Annotated in this window: 14 protein-coding genes and 1 other RNA gene; 10 read left to right on the plus strand and 5 right to left on the minus strand. The window is 54.0% G+C overall.

Features of this window, described 5'->3' with window-relative positions:
* Positions 1–597, minus strand: a complete 597-nt coding sequence (locus ACJJIS_RS04335; protein WP_444893025.1) for a LemA family protein — start codon at positions 595–597, stop codon at positions 1–3.
* A gap of 174 nt (positions 598–771) precedes the next feature.
* Between ACJJIS_RS04335 and ACJJIS_RS04340 the strand changes: the two genes are divergently transcribed.
* Positions 772–1,962 (plus strand): acetyl-CoA C-acyltransferase, encoded by a 1,191-nt coding sequence (locus ACJJIS_RS04340; protein ID WP_444893026.1) that lies wholly within the window; start codon positions 772–774, stop codon positions 1,960–1,962.
* A 70-nt stretch (positions 1,963–2,032) separates the two neighbouring features.
* Here the strand turns inward: ACJJIS_RS04340 and ACJJIS_RS04345 are convergent, their stop codons facing one another.
* From ACJJIS_RS04345 to ACJJIS_RS04360, 4 genes are all read right to left on the minus strand, one after another.
* Entirely contained in the window at positions 2,033–2,623 is a 591-nt protein-coding gene (locus tag ACJJIS_RS04345) for a BON domain-containing protein (protein WP_444893027.1), read from the minus strand.
* 3 nt (positions 2,624–2,626) lie between these two features.
* Positions 2,627–3,217: an SIS domain-containing protein gene (locus ACJJIS_RS04350; RefSeq protein ID WP_108734203.1), complete on the minus strand. Its 591-nt coding sequence runs from the start codon at positions 3,215–3,217 to the stop codon at positions 2,627–2,629.
* A 64-nt stretch (positions 3,218–3,281) separates the two neighbouring features.
* Positions 3,282–3,644: a YraN family protein gene (locus tag ACJJIS_RS04355; protein WP_444893028.1), complete on the minus strand. Its 363-nt coding sequence runs from the start codon at positions 3,642–3,644 to the stop codon at positions 3,282–3,284.
* Positions 3,631–5,544: a penicillin-binding protein activator gene (locus ACJJIS_RS04360; RefSeq protein WP_444893029.1), complete on the minus strand. Its 1,914-nt coding sequence runs from the start codon at positions 5,542–5,544 to the stop codon at positions 3,631–3,633. Before ACJJIS_RS04360 ends, ACJJIS_RS04355 begins: the two co-directional genes overlap by 14 nt.
* A gap of 39 nt (positions 5,545–5,583) precedes the next feature.
* Between ACJJIS_RS04360 and rsmI the strand changes: the two genes are divergently transcribed.
* From rsmI to mraY, 9 genes are all read left to right on the plus strand, one after another.
* Positions 5,584–6,426: a 16S rRNA (cytidine(1402)-2'-O)-methyltransferase gene (gene rsmI / locus ACJJIS_RS04365; protein ID WP_444925700.1), complete on the plus strand. Its 843-nt coding sequence runs from the start codon at positions 5,584–5,586 to the stop codon at positions 6,424–6,426.
* 59 nt (positions 6,427–6,485) lie between these two features.
* Positions 6,486–6,842, plus strand: an RNA gene (gene rnpB / locus ACJJIS_RS04370) — RNase P RNA component class A.
* 455 nt (positions 6,843–7,297) lie between these two features.
* The gene (gene mraZ / locus ACJJIS_RS04375; protein ID WP_282933875.1) at positions 7,298–7,741 is read left to right on the plus strand and encodes a division/cell wall cluster transcriptional repressor MraZ; all 444 of its coding nucleotides are present in this window, start codon (positions 7,298–7,300) and stop codon (positions 7,739–7,741) included.
* A gap of 12 nt (positions 7,742–7,753) precedes the next feature.
* Positions 7,754–8,686, plus strand: coding sequence for a 16S rRNA (cytosine(1402)-N(4))-methyltransferase RsmH (gene rsmH / locus ACJJIS_RS04380; RefSeq protein WP_444907502.1), 933 nt, complete (start codon positions 7,754–7,756; stop codon positions 8,684–8,686).
* A gap of 4 nt (positions 8,687–8,690) precedes the next feature.
* Positions 8,691–8,966 carry a cell division protein FtsL gene (ftsL, locus tag ACJJIS_RS04385; RefSeq protein ID WP_413663017.1) on the plus strand — a complete coding sequence of 92 codons (276 nt, stop codon included), beginning with the start codon at positions 8,691–8,693 and terminating at the stop codon, positions 8,964–8,966.
* A 188-nt stretch (positions 8,967–9,154) separates the two neighbouring features.
* Positions 9,155–10,915: a peptidoglycan D,D-transpeptidase FtsI family protein gene (locus ACJJIS_RS04390; protein ID WP_475709556.1), complete on the plus strand. Its 1,761-nt coding sequence runs from the start codon at positions 9,155–9,157 to the stop codon at positions 10,913–10,915.
* Complete coding sequence (locus ACJJIS_RS04395; RefSeq protein WP_475709557.1) at positions 10,912–12,444, plus strand: UDP-N-acetylmuramoyl-L-alanyl-D-glutamate--2,6-diaminopimelate ligase; 1,533 nt, start codon at positions 10,912–10,914, stop codon at positions 12,442–12,444. Before ACJJIS_RS04390 ends, ACJJIS_RS04395 begins: the two co-directional genes overlap by 4 nt.
* Complete coding sequence (locus tag ACJJIS_RS04400) at positions 12,437–13,816, plus strand: UDP-N-acetylmuramoyl-tripeptide--D-alanyl-D-alanine ligase (RefSeq protein ID WP_475709558.1); 1,380 nt, start codon at positions 12,437–12,439, stop codon at positions 13,814–13,816. Before ACJJIS_RS04395 ends, ACJJIS_RS04400 begins: the two co-directional genes overlap by 8 nt.
* Positions 13,816–14,901 carry a phospho-N-acetylmuramoyl-pentapeptide-transferase gene (gene mraY / locus ACJJIS_RS04405; RefSeq protein WP_413663013.1) on the plus strand — a complete coding sequence of 362 codons (1,086 nt, stop codon included), beginning with the start codon at positions 13,816–13,818 and terminating at the stop codon, positions 14,899–14,901. The genes ACJJIS_RS04400 and mraY overlap by 1 nt, the downstream gene beginning before the upstream one ends.
* The last annotated feature ends 6 nt before the right edge of the window (positions 14,902–14,907 follow it).

The following is a 14,907-nucleotide window of genomic DNA, read 5'->3' on the forward strand; positions in this document are numbered from 1 at the left end:
TTAAAACTCGATACGTGGCGCGACTTGAAAGGTTTCTGAGTCTGCGAACTCAAGCAGTTGGGCGTTGGCTCTGTGGCCAAAAAAGCCGGCCAGAAATACTGGGGGGAAGCTCTGCTTGTAGATGTTGTAGCTGGTGACGCAGTCGTTAAAAGCTTGGCGTGCAAATGCCACGCGGTTTTCGGTGCTGTTTAACTCCTCGTTGAGTTCGCGAAGGGTCTGGTCGGCTTTCAATTCCGGGTAGGCCTCAATCACCATATTCAGGCGACCCAGAGCGCTGTTGAGAAGGCTTTCTGCGCGGCCGAGCTTATCGATAGCGGCCGGATTGGTAGGGTTTTTAGCGGCAGATTTAAGGTCTGAAATTGCGGTATTACGCGCACTGATTACCGCTTCCAGGGTTTCCCTCTCGTGATTTAGGTATGCCCTGGCACTCTCTACCAGATTTGGTACCAGGTCGTGGCGTCGCTTTAACTGTATCTCTATCTGCGCAAAAGCATTTTCGCTGTGGTTTTTCAGTGAAACCAGTTTGTTAAAGATACTGATGATGAAAAAGAACAGTGCGATGACCACCGCCAGCACAATAAGTCCCGTAGACCCCATAACGCTCCCCTATTTATCCCTGTTGGTGGCGTAAATAGTAACACGATGGGCTGATACTGATACGCACCGGTCGCACCCCTGGCGGAGCGGGGTGGGGCTTCGGCTATAATGCGGCGACATTAAAACAATTGCCGCCACCACAGTGATGGCGGCACAGAACTTGGAGCAGCCAGAATGAGTGATGTAACTTCGGACCCTGTAGTGATTGTCGGAATGTCGCGTACGCCAATGGGCGCTATGCAGGGCAGCCTTTCAGCCCTCACTGCCCCGCAGTTGGGTGCTGCGGCGATTCGCGCAGCCCTTGAGGACGCGGGTGTGGCACCTGCCGATGTGGATGAAGTGCTGATGGGTTGTGTGCTCCCGGCAGGTGTCGGTCAGGCTCCGGCACGCCAGGCATCACTGGGTGCAGGCATCCCTGTCGGCACTCCTTGCACCACTGTTAACAAGGTGTGTGGCTCCGGAATGAAGACTGTGATGATGGCCCGCGATGCCCTGCTGATGGGTGAGGGTAAGGTTATCGTTGCTGGTGGTATGGAAAGCATGAGCAATGCCCCCTACCTGCTGGCCAAGGCCCGCTCTGGTATGCGCCTCGGTCATGGAGAGGTCAAAGATTCCATGTTCCTGGATGGCCTGGAAAATGCTGCAGATGGCAAGCTGATGGGTACTTTCGCCGAATCTACTGCCGATAAGTACGATTTCACCCGCGAAGAGCAGGACGCTTTTGCCCTGGAATCTCTGGCGCGTGCCCAGGCCGCGATTGAAGGTGGTGATTTTACTCGTGAAATCTCCCCGGTCACGATTGCCTCTCGCAAAGGTGAGATTGAGGTGAGTGTCGATGAGGCCCCAGGTAATGCCCGTCCAGACAAAATCCCTCAGCTAAAACCGGCGTTCCGTAAAGACGGCACTGTAACCGCTGCGAACTCAAGCTCTATTTCTGACGGTGCTGCGGCGCTGGTGTTGATGCGCAAAAGTGAAGCCGAGAAGCGCGGCTTGAAAATTCTGGCTGTTCTCAAGGGGCAATCCCAGTTTGCCCGTGAGCCTGAGTGGTTCACTACGGCTCCGGTCGGCGCTATGCACAAGCTGCTGGAGAATGCCGGTTGGTCTGCGGCGGATGTGGACCTATTCGAGATTAATGAAGCATTTGCGGTAGTGACTATGGCTGCAATGCGTGAGCTCGATTTGCCCTGGGAAAAGGTCAATGTTAACGGTGGTGCCTGTGCCCTCGGCCACCCGTTAGGTGCTAGCGGTGCCCGTATCCTGGTTACCCTGTTGGCAGCGATGGAAAAGCGCGATGCCAAGAAGGGCGTGGCAAGCCTATGCATTGGTGGCGGTGAGGCTACAGCGGTTGCTATAGAGCGCGTATAAGTTACAGACTTGAGCGCTAACAAAAACGGAGGCAGTTGCCTCCGTTTTTGTTTGTGTAGTGCGGGAAGTATTAGTTGATGTATTCCACTGCTTTTACAACCTTCTGTACCCCGCCTACCGAGCGGGTCACTTCGGCTGCCCGTTCCGCTTCGGCAGGAGTTAGCAGTCCCATCAAATAAACAACTCCATTCTCGGTCACGATTTTGATGCGACCACTGTCTACTTCCTTATTGGCAAACAAGTTGCTTTTCACCTTGGTGGTTAGCCAGGTATCGCTGGTGCTAGCCAGTAAAGTGACTTTACCGCGCACCTGAATTTCGTTGTAGACCTGGCGAACATTCTGTACTTGTTCCGCTGTGCGCCCGGCGAGCAGGCGCAGTTCCTGGCTGGGCACCTGGCCGGTGAGCAGTACAACACCATTAAAAGAATTGATATTGATATTCGAGGTTTTCAGGTCCGGGTGAGCTTTGTTGATATTGACTGTGGTCACTGTCTCGATGCGCTGGTCATCAATATAGGTGCCAAAAGATCGCTCGCCGGGGTCCTGCTGTATGGGACCGTCATGGGTGGCCTCCAATACAGTGCTGCATCCAGCTAACAAGGTGGTTGCCGCGAAGGCAGCCAGGAGATATTTCCCCAGGGTCAACTTTTTGTTGTTCATCGTTTATTCCTCGTAGCCACCAAACAAACTACTGTCGATTAGGTCGCACAGGCAAAAAATTGTCAGAAGATGTACTTGGTGTACCTCTGCTGCGACATCGGATGGCACCCGTAGTTCAATATCATGGGTATCGAGCAGGGCGGCGCAGTCGCCGCCATCACCGCCGGTCAGTGCGAGTATGCCCATATCCCGGTCCCGAGCCGCACGCATGGCCTGAACCAGGTTTGAGTCGCGCCCATCGCTACTGATGATTACGAGAAGATCACCGGGCTGCCCCAGGGCGCGAACCGGGTGTGCGAAGGTGTCTGCACCGCCGTGGTTCGAGGCAACAGTGCCCATGGAGACGCCGTCGCTGTTGAGGGCCATAGCCGGTAAGCCGGGGCGTTCGCGCTGGAAGCCGCCGGTCAGTTGCGAGCTAAAACTTTGCGCCAATGCGCCACTGACACCATTGCCACAGAGCAGGACTTTGCTCTCTGCCAAGAGTGTATGCACCACCATTTCGCTGGCTTCTGCAATCAGCGGGGCCAGTATCTCGCCAGCGTTCATTGTGGCTTCAAGGCTGTGGTGAAAAAGGGTTACGACTCGCTGTTCCATTGTGTCCTTAATTCAGGTGAGCTCGAACTCACCATAACTTGACGGGGTAAATCTCGGTTTTGCCTCAGGCTTCGAAGGCGCTTTTAATCCACTGGACGTTTTGTGCATCGCCATCTATGGCAAGGACATCGAAGCGGCACGGACAGTCCAGTTTATGTTGCTGCAAATAGCGGCTGGCAGTGGCCAGTAGCTTAGCTTGCTTGCGTGAATCCACGCTGGCTGCGGCCCCGCCGAATTGGCTCTTACGGCGGAAGCGCACCTCCACGAACACGACAGTATCGCTTTCACGGGCGATAAGGTCTATCTCTCCGTGTGAACTGCGATAATTGCGCTCCAATAAGGTGAGCCCCGCGCGCTGCAAATAGCGGGCTGCGGCAGCCTCCATTTGGCTGCCGACAGTACCGCTTGAGCCCTTAAAAAGCCTCACGATTCCCACTTAATTCAATCGGCTCCCGCTGCGGCAACTGGGGCTCGACGGTAGTGATGGGCACCGGCACCCCTTTGTCGATTCGCGCCCACATTTGTTCGCGCACTATGCGGCCATCAGCGCTCAGGCTCAATGCGCCGGTGAGACCGTGTACTTTCTGTTCCGGGAATTGGCGCAACATAGGCAAGCGCGGGTAGAGGCGGAAGGCATCGGCACCTAGGGCATACAGTCTGGCAAAAGCCGGTACGGGCGACGCCTGCTCCTCGATATCCTGCTTGGTTTGATTGCTTTCAAATAGCCAGGGCAGGGCGGTAAAGCGAATACCGTTCATATCCCTGTCGCGATTGCGGTTGATGCTGCCACCAAAGACATGAGAGGTAGCGTATACGGGCAGGTCACTGGCGTAGTAGTAGGTCAGCATGGGGTTGAGCTGGCGCGCCTGCTGGGGTTGTGCTGCCAGGAATACCATATCGACATCGTCACGGCGTCTGGGGGTAAATTCCAGCTTTGCCGCCAGGCGACTCTGCAATTCCTTCTTGCGCGCGTTGCTGGCGGGAATTAACAGGGCATCGCTGACCAGGGCTGAGAACTTGCTGTTGTCCTTAAACGTTCGGCGAATGCTAACTGAGCCACCGAGGCGCAGCCACTCTTCTTCAAATGCTTCAGCGCCGCGCTGCCCCCAGCTATTGTCAGCGGTGAGGACCATTGCCTGTCGCTTGCCCTGCCGGTAAGCGTGCTGGGCAATTTGCCGCGCTTCATCTTCTATTGCCAGGCCAAACTGGACCAGGTCTGTGGTCAGGCGCCCCTCATCGCCGTAGTTGAGGGCGAGAGTAGGCACTGGCAGTTTTTCTGTGGCAAGCAGGTTGGCTACCTTGCTCTTATCCAGTGGGCCAACAATCATCTGCGCACCGGCATCTACGGCGCTCTGGTAAATTTCCTCAAATGGCTGATCGGAACCGGTGTCGTAAACCATCACTTTCGGAGTTGCGCCGCCAGCATTCAGAGCGGTGTAGTGGGCGGCCATAAAGCCATCCCGGATTGCCCTGCCGGCGTTGCCCAGGGGGCCGGACAGTGGCAAGAGCAGCGCCACGCGGTCTGCCCGCTGGGCGGCCAAGCGCTCTAACAGCTGCAATGCCTGTGGCGGATGGGAATTGGCACTATGGGCGGGCCAGCGCTCGCGCCAGCGGCTGAGTGCGGTCAGCTGTGAGCTGATATCCGTCTGGGTGTCGCGGCCCAGCAGGGCGAGTTGATACCAGGCGCGCATCTGGGTGTCATTACTTTGGGTGGCGCGAGCCTGCAATTCACTGGAGGGCAGCTGGGTCAAGAGATGCCAAAAGCCGTTGTTATTCTCTGTGATCGCTTCGTCGGACTGGGCGATATAGGAGATTTCGCGCCGCTCACTAATTGCGCTGTCGAGATTTCCCAGAAGTCCCCATAGGTCAGCGCGCAGGCTGCGTAGAGGTAAGGCAGTCTTCTGTGGTAACTCCGGCCACACATTTTCCAGGCGTGGAGAGGCTGCCAGGTCGAGGGCCTCAAAGAAGTCGTCGTCTGCGGCAAGTAGGCTGCCATAGACCTGTGCATAGCTGGCGAAGAGGTTGTCGTCCAGCTGTTCGGGCGTAATTTTGATTACCGCCTCTTTTGCCGTCTCTTTATCTCCCAGCTCGTATAGAATAGCGGCCGCTTGCAGGCGCTGTTGATCCCGCGCCGGTGCCGGCAGGGTGTCGGCACTGCGCAGCATACGTACAGCTTCACTGCGGCTTGCGGTGTGGCCGGCCGAATAATCCGGCTGGTAAACGTTTGGCCGGGAAGCCGGTGTCTGGCAAGCAGCCAGTGCGACTGCCAGTGAGGCAGCTGCCATTCTGGTGATTACAGTAGAGGTGCGCCGGGAAGAGGCGGACATAATCTTCTCCCGCAATATTTATATTTGGAGTGAACAGCTATGGGGCCGGATCAGGCGCTGCTTTATATTGTCGCTACGCCCATTGGTAATTTGGCCGATATGGTACCGCGAGCGATCGAAGTTCTACAATGTGCCGATCTGGTTGCGGCGGAGGACACACGTCACAGTCAGCGATTATTTTCCCATTTTAATATCGATACGCCATTGATGGCATATCACGATCACTCGGATGACAAGCGCACAGAGCAGATTTTGCAGCGTTTGGAGCAGGGCCAGACCATTGCCCTGATTTCCGATGCGGGCACCCCACTGATCTCAGATCCCGGCTATCGCCTGGTACGTGAAGCCCGGGAGCGTGGAATCAAAGTCTCCCCGATACCGGGGGCTTGTGCTTTTATCTCCGCACTGAGCGCCGCCGGACTCCCCAGTGACAAGTTTAGTTTCGAGGGATTCCTGCCGGCTAAGTCCGGTGCCCGTGAGCGAGCCCTACAGGAGTTGGCCAGTGATACCCGTACCCTGGTGTTCTACGAGGCCCCTCACCGGGTTGCCGACACTTTGGAGGCAATGGCGGCCGTGTTCGGCGGCAATCGCGAAGCGGTGATAGCCCGCGAGGTCAGCAAGGCCTTTGAAACTTTTCAGTTGATGCCTCTGGCAGAGTTGGTTGAGTGGGTCCGCGCTGACAGCAATCAGCAGCGCGGTGAGATTGTTTTGATGGTACGTGGTGCGGAGCGCTCTCGTGACAGTGAGCTGGATGGGGAGGCGCAGCGTGTGATGTCACTGTTGCTGGCAGAGTTACCGCCGAAAAAAGCGGCGGCGATCGCTGCCGAAATTACTGGAGTGAAAAAGAAAGCCCTGTACAACTGGAGCCTGGAGCAAAAATAAGGCACTGATTGCTGCAATTGCCTGTTGCAATCCGTCTGTCGCCTCTTTACTCTTCGCCGCGAGCTGGCCGGGCAATCGCTGTCGTCTTGTGCGATGGAGGAAAGTCCGGGCTCCATAGGGTGGAACGCCAGGTAACGCCTGGGGGGTGCGAGCCTACGGAAAGTGCAGCAGAGAGTAGACCGCCGATGGCTCCTTTTTTGGGAGTACAGGTAAGGGTGAAAGGGTGCGGTAAGAGCGCACCGCGCGGCTGGTAACAGTCCGCGGCATGGTAAACCCCGTTCGGAGCAAGACCAAATAGGCCCTCTATAGGTGTGACCCGCACTGAGGGCGGGTAGGTCGCTTGAGGTGTCTGGTGACAGGCATCCCAGATGAATGATTGTCCTCGACAGAACCCGGCTTACAGGCCAGCTCAACAATTTCAAAAGCCCGGCATTCGCCGGGCTTTTTTGTTTGCCTGATGTGGTGGTCCTGGCTCCGGTAGCCCTCTTTGTGTTCGCCTATTTCTTCTCGTTTAATTTCGGCTAAAGCCTCTTCTTGGCGCAAAAAAATTGATTAACTGTTAAGGGGGCGATCGTGCCAGATAGGGCTGTTCCGACTAGTTTCAATGTGCCAATATGCGCCACTTCTCTGGAGGCCGCGATTTTACAAGGGGTTATGGGGACTTTGGGGTCGAATTCCTTGACTTTGTGTCGACCAGTTTTATAGTGTCGAGAGTGGGAAAAAGTGGAAAATCGTGGAAATTTGTGGTTTATTCGCGATAAGTAAGTGGGTGTTCACACCGCCAGGTTAAAGTCGAACATCTTTCTCCATTGACCTGCCATATGGGAGTGAGTCGCGAGAGGCGCGATCTCCAAAGCGAGAACCACTAAACGTGTATTTGGGCAGCCACGCAATCAATATGGACGCCAAGGGGCGTCTGGCAATACCGGCACGCGTCCGCGATAGGCTATTGGATGAGTGTGCGGGGTGCTTGGTGGTGACTGCCCATACAGAGGAACGCTGTTTGTTGGTGTATCCGTCGCCCCAGTGGCAGCAAATTCTCCCGAAGATTGAAGCATTGCCCAGCTTTAACAAAGTGGCTCGGCGCGCTCAGCGCCTGCTGATCGGGTATGCCTGTGAGCTGCAGGTGGATGGCAATGGCAGGGTATTGATTCCGCCAACTCTGCGTGAGTACGCGGGGCTGGAAAAGAAATTGATGTTAGTGGGTCAGGGGAAAAAGCTGGAGCTCTGGAGTGAGGAGCGCTGGATGTCCTGGCTCGATGATAGTGAAGACGAAGAGGGTATGCCTGAGGAAATGGCATCCCTCTCTTTATAAGGGGAGTACCGGGTGTCTCAAGAATTGCATCGCAGTGTGTTGTTACGCGAGGCCGTAGACGCTCTGGTGACTGAGCCGGATGGGTTTTATATCGACGGCACCTTTGGCCGGGGTGGGCATAGCGCCTCAATCCTTGAGCATTTGGGGCCCAATGGCCAGTTGGTAGGGGTGGATAAAGATCCCCAGGCTGTTGAATTTGCAGAGCAGCGGTTTTCCGGTGAATCCCGTTTTTCCATTTGGCATGGGTCTTTTGCCGATATGGATAAGGCTGCCGGGCAAGCTGCCGGTAAGGTCAGTGGAATATTGCTCGATCTAGGAGTGTCTTCGCCGCAACTGGATCAGGCCGAGCGCGGTTTCAGTTTTATGCAGGATGGCCCCCTGGATATGCGTATGGATACCAGTCGGGGTATCAGTGCAGCGGAGTGGGTCAACACTGAGGCTGAGGCCGAAATGGCCCGGGTGTTTAAAGAGTACGGCGAGGAGCGTTTTGCCCGTCGAATGGCTGCTGCCATTGTAAAGCGCCGGCTGGAAAAACCATTTGAGCGCACCCTCGATTTTGCCGAGGTTGTGAAAGAGGCGAATCCGGCTTGGGAAAAAGGTAAACATCCTGCTACCCGAGTCTTTCAGGCTATTCGTATCCATATTAATGGCGAGTTGGATGATCTGCAGAGCGCATTGGATAAATCCCTGCAGTTGTTGGCACCGGGTGGGCGCCTAGTGATTATCAGTTTCCACTCTCTTGAAGACCGAATGGTGAAGCGTTTTATTCGGGAAAAAGAGCGCGGTCCCCAGTTGCCTCGTGGCCTTCCGGTTATGGATAGTCAGATAGCCAAGTCACTGCGTTCGGTGGGCAAGGCAGTGAAAGCCAACACGGTTGAAGTGGATGAAAATCAGCGGTCCCGCAGTGCAGTAATGCGGGTGGCAGAAAAGCTGGCGGGAAGCTGAGTTTATGTCTGGCAAGGCTCTACTTGGAGTGGGGGTAATGTGGATAGCGGTAATACTGTCGTCGCTATCTGTTATTCATACCACCCAACAAAGCCGAGAGTTAACTGCTGAGCTCGGTAAGGCACAAAAAGCCCACGATGAATTGCGCTATGAGCAGGAGCGTCTCCTTTTGGAGAAAAGTGCCTGGTCTGCCTATAGCCGGGTCGAACAGGTCGCTCGAGAAAAATTAAAAATGCATATGCCAGCACCTTCGGAACAGGTATTGGTAGTGGCGGATTAAGTTTTAACCGCCTTGGATGAAGACGTAAGTACCCCACTGCTTGCCCGGTGGGGTTTCTGCGTTTGGGGGCTTTGGCCTTTAAATAATTATAAAGAATTTTGCGTTAATTGAGTTTTGGAGTTCAGGCCCTGGAGAGTGGCATGCTCAGCCGGGATGCAAAATAAATAGATAACGCCAACTGGGAAAACATGGGCGCAGTCAAAAAAAAGGATATTCAGCCGGGTATAGCCCGCTGGCGCTTTGCGCTGGTGGCGGTCCTGCTGTGCCTGCTCGCTCTTACCCTTGTGTTCCACTTGGCCAAACTGCAGGTAGTGCCTGCTGCTGAGCGCGGATATCGTTTCCTGCAAGACCAGGGCCGGGCCCGCACCTTGCGCACCGAAGAGATTGCTGCCTATCGGGGCTCAATAGTCGATCGAAACGGTGAGCTTCTCGCTGTCAGTACACCGGTACACAGCCTGTGGGCCAATCCCAAGCTGTTGAGTGAAATAAGCGATGCGAATTTAGTGCGCTTGGCTCGCGCGCTGGATTTACCGTCTTCCAAACTGGGCTCTCGCCTGAAGAAATACCGAAACAAAGAATTTATGTACCTGCGCCGGCACCTGTCTCCAGAAGAGGCTGAGAAAGTGCTGGACCTGGGTATTACAGGTGTTTTCAGTAAAAAAGAGTATCGGCGCTTCTATCCTGCTGGGGAGGTCGTAGCCCAGCTTCTCGGTTTTACCAATATCGATGATCGCGGCCAGGAAGGAATGGAATTGGCCTACGACGATTGGCTGTCCGGACAGCCGGGATCACGTCAGGTAATTAAAGATCTGAAAGGGCGTACGGTAAGGGATTTGGCAATTCGTCAGGAAGCGCAACCGGGCAGGGATCTGCGTTTGTCTATCGATATGCGCCTGCAATATTTGGCCTATCGGGAATTAAAGCGGGCGGTGTCGGAAAACGGCGCCGCTTCCGGCTTTATGGTGATTCTCGATACTCACAGTGGCGATGTGTTGGCCATGGCCAACCAGCCTTCATTTAATCCCAATGACCGCAAAGGGGTTAAATCGGCGGCTATGCGCAACCGTGCGCTGATCGACCAGTTTGAGCCGGGTTCTACAGTGAAACCCTTAACAGTATTGGCGGCTTTGGAAACCGGGCGCTACACCCCAAGAACAGAAATAAACACCAGCCCTGGATATATTCGCGTGCCGGGAAAAACCCTGGTGGATCCGGTTAATTACGGAAAAATAGACCTCACCAAGATTATTACCAAGTCGAGCCAGGTGGGAATTACAAAAATTGCTCTCGATTTGGAACCAAATTCTCTGCGGGGACTCTTTTATCGCTTGGGTCTGGGCGAGGCAGTGGGCAGCGGCTTCCCCGGTGAAGCACAGGGGATCTTGCCCAGTCGCAGCCGCTGGCACCCAATCGAGCGGGCTAATTTCGCCTTCGGCTACGGTTTAACAGTTAACGCTGTGCAACTGGCACAAGCCTACAGTGTACTGGCGAATGAAGGGGTTAAGCGTCCTGTTTCCCTGGTTTTATCCGGTGACAAAGTTCCGGGCGAGCCTGAGCAGGTTATTGAGCAGTCCTTGGCTGGGCAGGTTACTGCGATGTTGGAGACGGTGATTGGTGCTAAGGGTACCGGACGCCTTGCCGCTGTAGAAGGTTATCGTGTCGCCGGCAAGACCGGTACTGTGCACAAAGTTGGCAGTAGTGGCTATGCGGATAATCGCTATCGCTCAGTATTTGCGGGCTTTATCCCCGCTGATAATCCGCGCCTTGCCGCGGTAGTTGTTATTGATGATCCCAGTCACGCCAAATATTACGGTGGTGAAGTTGCTGCACCGGTATTCGGTGCGGTGATGACTGGTGCTATGCGCCTGTTGCAGGTTCCGCCGGAAAAAATTGAATCGGCGGAAGGGCAATTGGCCGCGCAGTTAAGCGAGAGGGGTTCAAAATCGTGAGTCAGCGCGAACAACATTCTGTTTCTATCAAAGAATTAGTGCCGGGATACGCCGGTATTCCCGATATTTCTGTCACTGGTATTGCCCTGGATAGCCGCAAGATAAAAGCGGGCGATGCATTTATGGCCTTGCGCGGTTCTGTGGTCGATGGTCGGGAATATATCGATGCGGCAATTACTGCAGGTGCTGCGGTAGTGCTTGCCGACGGCGACAAGTTGGAATGTAAAAGCCGTGGTGATATCCAGGTGGTCAGTGTTCCCGGTCTGGCAAAGCGGGTAGGGGAAATTGCCGCGCGCTTCCACGGTAATCCCAGTGGTGAAATGCACTTGGTTGGAGTGACTGGCACTAACGGTAAAACCACTTGCGCCTATTTGACTTCCCAATTACTGGCTCGCCACTTTGGCAGTGCAGCATTGATAGGCACCATCGGCAATGGTGTCTGGAAAGATAACCAAATCGAATTGCAGGAAACGGGTTTAACAACGCCTGACCCGGTGAGTTTACAAGCGGACTTTGCAAATTATCGCGATAGTGGCGTTGCCGCTGCCGCAATGGAAGTTTCTTCGCATTCCCTTTCTCAGGGACGTGTGCATGGGCTGATTTTTGATACGGCAATTTTTACCAATTTGAGCCGCGATCATTTGGATTATCACGGCAATATGGCCGCTTACGGCGCAGCCAAAGAGAAACTTTTCGGACTGCCTAAATTGAAGCGAGGAATCATTAACCTGGATGATCCGTTTGGCGCCCAGTTGGCAGAGCGCTGCAAATTGCGTGGCCTGCGCGTTATTACTTATGGGCTGCAGGCGGGTGATTTATATGTTGCTGATCTGCGTCGCCATGAGCGCGGTTTTTCTGTAAAACTTAATTCCCCCTGGGGCAGCGGTGAGCTGCACGCACCCTTAATCGGCGATTTTAATATTCACAATGCCTTGGCTGTCGTAGCTGCTGCAGCGGCAGAGGGCATGCCTTTTGAAGATATTCTTGCCGCTTTCCCCACTATTAAAGCGGTACCGGGGCGTATGGAGCGTGTCCTGGTTGAGGGTTCCGATGATGTGGGTGTATTGGTGGATTATGCCCATACACCAGATGCTCTTCGCGCGGCTTTAGCCGCAGCGCGCCCTTACTGTCGCGGTAATTTGTGGTGTGTTTTTGGTTGTGGCGGTGACCGGGATACGGGTAAGCGCGCGGCGATGGGGCGTATTGCCTCCGAGATGGCGGACCGTGCCATTGTGACTAGCGATAATCCGCGTAGCGAGGAGCCACAAAAAATTATCGACGATATTCTCGAAGGGGCTGCCAGTAATATCGAAGTTGAAATTGATCGCGCGACAGCGATATCTCAGACGGTATCTGCAGCCCAACCGGGGGATATTGTATTGATCGCCGGTAAAGGGCACGAGAATTACCAAATTATCGGCAGTGAAAAAATTCACTTCTGCGATCGTGAGCAAGCTGCTGCAGCTCTCAAAGCCCGCGTGGATGAACCGGGCCAGTCAAGTGAAGGCAAGGAGAGCCAAGGTGATTAATTCCCTTACGTTGCAGCAACTGCAAAGCCGTTTTGGTGGTGAGTTAATCAATGGCTCTGTGGAGTTTGAACTGGTTTGTACGGATACCCGCGAGCTGGACCCCAAATCTTTATTTGTTGCTCTGGTTGGCGAAAATTTTGATGCTCACGACTTTGTCGGTGAGCTGGATGGCCAGGTATTGGGATTGGTCGTCGATCGTGAAGTACCCAGTTGCAGTTTACCGCAGTGGCGCGTTGAAGATACGACGGTCGCATTGGGACAAATTGGCTTACTGTGTCGTGAGCAGTTTGACGGTCCGGTTGTGGCGATCACAGGGTCCTGCGGTAAAACCACTGTTAAAGAGATGCTGTCTGCAATTTTTTCCCAGAGTCATACACCCTGCGTAACCGAGGGAAACCTGAACAACCAGTTCGGTTTACCCATGACTTTGTTTGGGCTGACAGCGCAACACGATGTGTTGATTCTCGAAATGGGAGCTAACGGCCCTGACGATATTGGCTACCTGTGTAGTATCGGCAAGCCGCAGGTGACGGCGGTAAATAACGTATTGCCAGCGCATGTCGAGGGCTTTGGCTCTGTTGATGCTATTGCAAAAGCCAAGGGCCAAATTTATACCAGTTTGGATGTATCGGCGACGGCGGTGATCAATACCGATGATGGCTATGCGAATTACTGGTTGGAGAATATGCCCGAAGGGGTAAAGACTCTGGGTATTGGCTTATCCAATGAGTGTGCTATCCATGCGGATAATATTGTATTGAACCCTAACGGTTGCCCTTCATTTGACTTGGTAATTGAAGGCGTTGCCCACCCTGTTAGCCTGAAATTGCTTGGTGAGCACAACGTTCACAACGCTCTCGTTGCTGCTGGATGTGCTTTTGCTGCGGGAATACCTGCGGTGGAAATAATCAGCGGACTTAACACGGTGACGGGGGTTGCTGGGCGCTTGCAGGAGCAGGCAGGTATAGCCGGTGCAACCGTTATCGATGACAGTTACAACGCGAACCCGGGCTCAGTAGGTGCGGCCATTGACTTGCTGTCACAGCGTTCAGGTAAAAAAATTCTGGTGCTGGGGGATATGGCCGAGTTGGGGCCGGACGCGGAGGAAATGCATAGAAGCGTTGGAGCTTTGGCACGAGAGCGGGGCTTGGATGCGCTGTTTACCTTGGGGCCGCTGGGTACTGCCGCCAGCATGGCCTTTTCTGCGGGGAGGCAAGAGTCGCTGCGCAATTATCGCGAGAGAGAACCCCTGGTTACTGCTCTCGCTCAACAATTGGATGAACAAACCACAGTTTTGGTTAAAGGATCACGCAGCGCCCGTATGGAATTGGTAGCGCAGGCACTGCTTGGCAATAGCAGAGGGGAGAAGTAATGCTGCTTTGGCTAGCGGAGCTATTACAACAACATGTCAGCGGATTTTCGGTATTTAACTACCTGACAGTGCGCGCAATTCTTGCTGCTTTGACGGCTCTGGGTATTTCATTACTTGTGGGTCCGCGCATGATTCACTGGTTGAACCATTTACAGGTGGGGCAGGCTGTTCGCGATGATGGTCCACAAAGCCATTTGAGTAAATCTGGCACCCCGACTATGGGCGGCACCTTGATTCTCGCCTCAATTTTTGCCTCAGCCCTACTCTGGTCTGACCTCAGCAATCGTTACGTGTGGGTTACTTTATTAGTTACCTTTGTTTTCGGTGCTGTGGGCTTCGTGGATGACTATAAAAAAGTCGTTTATAAAAACCCCCGTGGCCTTATTGCTCGCTGGAAATATTTCTGGCAATCCGTTGCCGGGTTGGGTGCAGCTATTTATCTGTATATGAGTGCTTCAAGCCCGGCAGAGACCCAGTTTTTTGTTCCCTTTTTTAAAGATGTTGCGATAAACCTGGGACCGATATCTTTTATATTGCTGACCTACTTTGTCGTTGTTGGCTCCAGTAACGCGGTTAACCTGACTGATGGCCTCGATGGCTTGGCGATTATGCCTACTGTGATGGTGGGTGGAGCACTTGGGGTGATTGCTTATTTATCCGGCCATATGGAATTTGCTGACTACCTGCATATTCCCGCAATTCCAGGAGCTGGGGAGTTGGCGGTGTTCTGCGCTGCTCTCGGTGGTGCCGGACTTGGGTTCTTATGGTTTAACACTTATCCGGCCCAGGTGTTTATGGGGGACGTGGGCGCTCTGGCACTGGGGGCGGCGCTGGGAATTATTGCGGTAATTACCCGTCATGAAATTATTCTGTTCATCATGGGTGGTGTGTTTGTGATGGAGACGGTTTCCGTAATTTTGCAGGTGGCATCCTTTAAATTAACGGGGAAGAGAATTTTTCGCATGGCGCCTCTGCACCACCACTTTGAGTTAAAAGGGTGGCCGGAGCCCCGAGTCATTGTGCGCTTTTGGATTATTACCGTCATTCTGGTCTTGGCTGGTTTGGCAACACTGAAAATTCGATAAATAGAT

This window comes from Microbulbifer maximicatervae (SeqCode), from assembly GCF_056231245.1.